Here is a 6,562-nt window from a genome sequence, read left to right as displayed (position 1 = left end):
CACCGGTCTTGGGCTTCCTGCCCAAGCCGTTCACTGCTTCGCAGTTCACCCGGCGCGATCTGGTATGCCATTTTCGGCAATCGCCTTAGCTCGCAATGCCCACAGTCATTGCCAAAAACTATCGAACGCTTGTTCATAATTTATTGGATAGATTGCTAATAATGGAGGACCATACAGGTATAGGCAAACAGTCGTAACCACGACAGGAGGAAATGCGATGTCTGACAACAAATGCCCGTTCCACCACACCGCTGGCAGCGGTCCGTCGAACCGGCACTGGTGGCCTGACCAGTTGAATCTGGATATTCTGCGTCAGCGTTCCTCCAAGTCCGATCCGATGGACGAGGACTTCAACTACGCTGAAGCGTTCAAGAGCCTGGACCTCGATGCGGTAAAGCAGGACCTCCGTGAGCTGATGACCGATTCACAGGACTGGTGGCCAGCGGATTACGGCCACTACGGCCCGATGTTCATTCGCATGGCATGGCACGCTGCGGGTACCTACCGTACTGGTGACGGCCGTGGCGGTGCCGGGACCGGTAACCAGCGCTTTGCGCCGATCAACAGCTGGCCCGACAACGTCAACCTCGATAAGGCGCGCAGACTGCTCTGGCCGATCAAGCAGAAGTATGGCCGGAAGATCTCCTGGGCCGACCTGCTGATTCTCACAGGCAACGTCGCGCTGGAATCGATGGGATTCAAGACCTTCGGTTTCGCCGGCGGCCGTGAGGATATCTGGGAGCCGGAAAAGGATATCTACTGGGGTGCCGAGGATACCTGGCTCGGTGACGAACGCTATGCCGGCAAGCACGAGCACCTCGAAAATCCGCTCGCTGCGGTTCAGATGGGTCTGATTTACGTGAATCCGGAGGGCCCGGAAGGTAAGCCGGACCCGGTTGCATCCGGCCGGGATGTTCGGGAGACGTTCGCGCGCATGGCGATGAACGATTACGAAACCGTCGCGCTTACCGCCGGGGGCCACACCTTTGGCAAATGCCATGGCGCAGGCGATGCGGCGCTGGTTGGACCTGCCCCCGAGGCAGCCGGTATCGAGGAACAGGGCCTGGGTTGGAAGAGCGGCTATGGCACCGGCAAAGGTGGTGATCAGATCGGCAGCGGTCTGGAAGGCGGATGGACACCGACCCCAACGCAATGGGATAAGACCTATCTGGACATGCTGTTCGACAACGAGTGGGTACTGACGACAAGCCCGGCAGGTGCCCGGCAGTGGACGCCGAAGGAAGCCACTGACAAAAACCGGGCGCCGGCCGCTGACGATTCGTCGAAGCGGGTCCCAATCATTATGACCGACGCGGATATGTCGATGCGCATGGACCCCATCTATGAACCGATTGCACGGCACTTCCGGGAGAACCCAGAGGAGTTCGCCGACGCCTTTGCCCGCGCGTGGTTCAAGCTGACCCACCGTGACATGGGGCCGCGTGCACGTTATCTCGGTCCGGATGTGCCTGACGAAGAACTGATCTGGGAGGATCCGATTCCGGCGGTCGATCATGAACTGATCGATGACAACGACATCGCCAGCCTGAAGAGCAAGGTCCTCGATTCCGGCCTGTCTGTCTCCGAGCTGGTTTCGACCGCCTGGGCTTCCGCCTCTACCTTCCGTGGCTCCGACATGCGCGGCGGCGCAAACGGCGCACGCATCCGGTTGGCGCCGCAGAAGGATTGGGAAGTCAACCAGCCCGAGCAACTGGCGAAGGTGCTCGACACCCTCGAGGGAATCCAGAGCGATTTCGGCAAGACGGTCTCCATGGCCGACCTGATCGTGCTGGCCGGTTGTGCCGGTGTTGAGCAGGCGGCGAAGAATGCCGGTCACGATGTCACGGTGCCGTTCTCACCAGGGCGCATGGATGCCTCGCAGGAGCAGACCGATCCGGTCAACATCGCCGTGCTCGAACCGGAAGCCGATGGTTTCCGCAACTACCAGAAGGCCAAATACACCTGTCCGGCCGAGGAGATGCTGGTGGATAAGGCGCAATTGCTGACACTGACCCCGCCGGAGATGACGGTGCTGGTGGGTGGTATGCGCGCCATGAACACCAACTTTGGACAGACCCAGCACGGTGTCTTCACTGACCGTGCGGAGTCACTGACCAATGACTTCTTCGTCAACCTGCTCGATATGGGTACGCAGTGGAAGGCAACGTCTGCAGACGAAGACGTCTTTGAAGGCAGCGATCGCAAGACGGGTGAAGTCAAGTGGACCGGTACGCGTGTCGATCTGATCTTCGGCTCGAACTCCGAGCTGCGCGCCCTGGCTGAAGTCTACGCGGCCGCGGACTCCCAGGAGAAGTTTGTCAAAGACTTCGTGGCGGCCTGGAACAAGGTAATGAACCTGGATCGCTTCGACCTCGCTTGATCGTCGCAATAACTTGTCGAGCATTTCGGAAAACTGCTTTCAACGCCTCATTGATACCGTGAGTCGCATATGGCCGCCGTTTCAAATGCTGAAACGGCGGCTTCTTTGAACCTAGACCAATCCTCAATCACTCACAACCCGATCGATATCGATCACATGTTATATTTTACGGGTACGGGAGTGAGTATCACCCTGCCTGTAGGCACATCCAGTCATCAGTTTCCCGCATCCCCCGCCGAAGGGGGACACCAAGGAGCGAGTCCGTGCACCACTATCAGCACATCCTGGTACCCATCGATTTTTCCGAACTCAGTGAACAGGCCGCAGTACAGGCTACCAATATCGCCAAGTGTTTCAACGCCCGCATGACCCTGCTGCATATTGTGGAACATTTTCCCGAACATATGCCGCGTTACCAGATGTCACAGGAAGACATGGATCCCGAGCAGTTTCTGATCACTCGCGCGCGCAATGACCTGGAGACAATATCCAAACGATTTGGGTGTGAGTGTGGGCGGCTGGATGTCGTGCTGAGCACCCATTCCGCAAAGACCGAAATCGTGAAATATGTACAAGACCACGAGGTTGATCTGGTAATCCTGGGTGCACGTGGCCGACATGGGCTGACTGATCTGCTGGGAGGCTCTACAGCCTCGGGCGTAGTACGGGCATCGCCCTGTGATGTGCTGACTGTGGTTCACAGTCCAGACTAGAATCCGGCTCGAAACATCCTGCCCGCCAATACGGGCTTAATAAACGCACGCCCACCAGAACTCGCCTTGTGCGTGACAACCGTTGCAGCCCGAGAACTGCCCGCCGCGCCCGCCTGTGTACACCGGCGTGTCTGGTTGAGGCGCCCGGTAGCGGACCCGAATTCATGTCGGTGGTCGGATACGACCTCCTTGGACTGCCACACTCTTTGCTGGCCGCCCCATGGCGCCTGCTATTCTGGCTCGGCAGTGGTACGCGACCATAAAGTCGAGTATTTCGTCGCCGAATACAATACGAATTTCACCCATGCACCACGACCTGGCACATTGAGTATGCTCAGGCCAGCCGATCAGAATAGCGACGCATTGTTACGCTTTTATTACGCAAGCGTTTTTTTGGTCTGGTTCACCCTCCGCCAACATGGCCAGCGAAATTGGGCCGGTGCCACGATGGATTCCCGTGGAAAGAACCCGCCAAGCCTCATTCAGCGGGTCCGTTTTCTTTGTGTTGCCAGCCGGACCCGCGTCAATTATTTTTCTCTCGTCGCGATGACATAAAAGAATACGGTGGATCTTGCCCTACAAGGCCCAGTAAGCTGGCGGATTCATGGTTTCAACGTGAACGTACGCGAATTCTGGGGACGAAATCGTCTTCGATAGCCACGGAATGATCGGGGCGTTGCAAAAACGCTCAATTTTTGGCCAAACCGTTTCTTGATTCTCACAATCCGACAGACTCCTAGAGGAACGCCGACGGATGGATTCGATACAGACAATTACTACGATTATCTTTCTTATAACCATCGGTCTGGTAATTGTCCGCTGGATCGACAGCGTTGTGGCCGCCATGGTCGGTGTCATTGCGATGGTAATAGCCGGGAGCATGACGGAAGTTGAGGCCTTCAAGGCCGTCGACTGGAACGTTATTACGATCCTGGCCAGTATCTGGCTGCTCGCAGGCTATTTCGGTAAAACTGGAATACCGGAGTACCTGGGTGACCTGGCTTTGCGATGGTCCAAAGGCAGTGTTCCCCTGTTCATCACCCTCATCGGCGGGCTGGCAGGTTTTATTTCCATGGTCATTGACAACGTGGTCGTGGTACTGATGCTGGCGCCCGTGGTCTTCCATATCAAGAAAACCTACCAGTTCGAAGCAACAGGTGCCATTCTTTTCATCGGGCTATGCTCGAACTTCATGGGTACCGCGCTATTGCTCGGGGATCTTCCGCCACAGATGCTGCACAGCGTTTCGGGGATCGAATTTTTTGGATTTATCTGGCACTCGGGCAGGCCCTCGTCATTCATTATTCTGACGGTTACCTATCTGGTCGTCGTCGCAGTCTTCTACTACCGGTTCCGCCGTTCGTCGCTGGGAACCATGACGATTGACCTGGATCCGCAGGCAGTGGCTCAGTCGGCTGGAACGCACATAAAAAACAAGCGATTTGCTATTGCGGTCTGCGCGGCATTTGTTCTCACCATTGTCGGTATGTCGCTCAGGCAGTATCTGGGCGTCATGCTCGGGTTCATCGCCCTGTCCGGCACCATGCTGCTGATCCTCATCTTCGAGATCTTCGGCAGGACCTGGAAACTGGATCCCCCGAGCCTGGAGGATATGCTGGCCGAGATGGACTGGAAGGCCATTGGCTTCTATGTCGCACTGTTTGCCCTGGTTGGCGGACTGGAGCACACTGGGATACTCGAATTCGTCGCCGCCTGGCTCGTCCCGTATATCGAGTCGAGTCTGCTGCTGGGCGCCAGTATTCTCTACTGGGTCAGCTCGCCCATCGTTGGCCTGGTCGAGCATGATGCCTACATTCTTACGTTGCTCTATGTCATCCGTGATCTGGGAGAGAGTAACGGCATCAATCCCTGGCCGCTGTACTGGGCCCTGGTGTGGGCCGGCACCCTCGGTAGCAACCTCACGATTGCCGGCGCACCTGCTCTGTACGTGGCGTTGACCATGGGGGAAAAAGAGGACGGCAGGAAATGGTCTCTCCAGGAATTCTTGAGCTACAGTGTGCCTTACGTCCTAATCTCGCTGGTCGTATGCTATATCTTGCTGGTAGTCGTGTGGATATTGCCCTACATGTAGATACTAGTCGGTACGTAAGAATCCAGACATGATGCGATCACGTAACGAACGTGCGGTTCGTGGAAAAAGGCTCGAATGAGGTCTGGAGTGTTCTGAAGGAAGCGCAGGTGTCGGGTGACAACACGCTTCAATCCGGAATGTCTTTTGCCCGCAGCGCATCCTGGCGCTGCATACAATTAGGAACAATCTGTTTCGCCGCATCCGCCATCTGATGCGGGCGGCCAATCCATCGAGTATTTCGAGCCAGCGCCTTCTTGAATTGGCGACAGGTGGCGTGTACCTGAAATACCTGACCGGAGTGGCCTCGGGATGACGCTGGTTACTAACCACTAAGTCGACAATACCCAGAAGCCTCTGACGCAAGGTACTTGCTGCTACTGGCTTGCCGGATCAACCAGTGTGTAACCATTCGGACCACGCGCGACACGTACTTCGTCGTGGTAGATCACCCTGGAGTCGACAATTGACGGCTTGTTGTCTCTCCAGGCCGTTTTATAGAGTCCAATCTTGAAGTACGGGGCGGAGGTATCAATAAAGTTTGTTGAGCCGGGTTCATTGACCACCTGTTCGCCGTTGATCCAGATTCGCAGATATCCGTGATCCCCAGTCGTCCAGATAACGTTGACGATGAAATCTGTCCAGCTTCCCTTCATGGTTGAACTGACGATCTCTTCACTGAAGACCGTTTTCCTCACGTCTTTTCCATCCTTCAGAGTCTTGGTGTTGATTACAAGTTTGTCTCCATCTGTCTTGAATCTGAGCGGGGGTCCACCACTACCGGAGGGCAGGTGAAACTGGGCGATTATTTCCAGGGAGGTATCGATTACCCAGTCTGACGGAAGCATGGTGCTCCACCCGTACCAGTACTCGGTTTCGATCGCGTCATTATCGAGTTTCAGTTCGGCCCTGTTTGCTCCGGCAATTAAGGGATCGTCCCTGAGTATCTGGAATCGGGCGGCTCCGTTTCCAACTCTCGTTGGTGTATCGACAAGGTTCAGGGAATGGTCACAACACAATTCCGTGAGATCCCATCCGTCGAATCCATTCTCGAAATCACCGACAAAGACAAGACTGGTTTCGCTGGAACCGGTCACGCTGATTCTTACCGTTGCCTCGTTGGAGGTCAGACCCTGGTTGTCGTTGATGGTGTATATGAAGCTGTCGGGTCCGTTGTATGGGGCGTCGGCGGTATAGGTAATCGTACCGGTGTCGTTGACCGCGTCGATAGTGCCGTGGCTAGGAGCCTGTCGGACTTAGGTGATCGTAGCGAGCATGATGGGAGAGCGAGATCAAATGTTCACGATTTTGAGGCGCATAGTGGGCCTACGCAACGAAAAATCGGGGGCATTTGAGCCGAGCTCCCATCAGCGCAGTAGA

At 55.9% G+C, this 6,562-nt stretch carries 4 protein-coding genes; 3 read left to right on the top strand and 1 reads right to left on the bottom strand.

What is annotated here, in order from left to right:
* The first annotated feature begins 217 nt into the window (after positions 1 to 217).
* The 3 genes from katG to LJE91_18120 all read left to right on the top strand — a co-directional run bounded on the left by katG (position 218) and on the right by LJE91_18120 (position 5,185).
* Positions 218 to 2,380 carry a catalase/peroxidase HPI gene (gene katG, locus LJE91_18130; GenBank protein ID MCG6870575.1) on the top strand — a complete coding sequence of 721 codons (2,163 nt, stop codon included), beginning with the start codon at positions 218 to 220 and terminating at the stop codon, positions 2,378 to 2,380.
* A gap of 263 nt (positions 2,381 to 2,643) precedes the next feature.
* Entirely contained in the window at positions 2,644 to 3,093 is a 450-nt protein-coding gene (locus tag LJE91_18125) for a universal stress protein (GenBank protein MCG6870574.1), read from the top strand.
* 754 nt (positions 3,094 to 3,847) lie between these two features.
* The gene (locus LJE91_18120) at positions 3,848 to 5,185 is read left to right on the top strand and encodes a permease (GenBank protein MCG6870573.1); all 1,338 of its coding nucleotides are present in this window, start codon (positions 3,848 to 3,850) and stop codon (positions 5,183 to 5,185) included.
* Between the two features lie 374 nt (positions 5,186 to 5,559).
* Here LJE91_18120 and LJE91_18115 read toward each other — a convergent pair whose 3' ends face one another.
* Positions 5,560 to 6,411 carry a heparin lyase I family protein gene (locus tag LJE91_18115; protein ID MCG6870572.1) on the bottom strand — a complete coding sequence of 284 codons (852 nt, stop codon included), beginning with the start codon at positions 6,409 to 6,411 and terminating at the stop codon, positions 5,560 to 5,562.
* Between the last annotated feature and the right edge of the window lie 151 nt (positions 6,412 to 6,562).

It is taken from the genome of Gammaproteobacteria bacterium (assembly GCA_022340215.1).
Lineage (GTDB): Bacteria > Pseudomonadota > Gammaproteobacteria > JAJDOJ01 > JAJDOJ01 > JAJDOJ01.
The sequence above is the reverse complement of the archived record's forward strand: the minus strand, read 5'-3'. Positions and strand labels throughout refer to the sequence as shown.

What these genes read in the sequence shown, in the direction of transcription:
- katG (MCG6870575.1), top strand. Translation starts at nt 218, where the DNA reads ATGTCTGACAACAAATGCCCGTTCCACCACACCGCTGGCAGCGGTCCG.
- LJE91_18120 (MCG6870573.1), top strand. Translation starts at nt 3,848, where the DNA reads ATGGATTCGATACAGACAATTACTACGATTATCTTTCTTATAACCATC.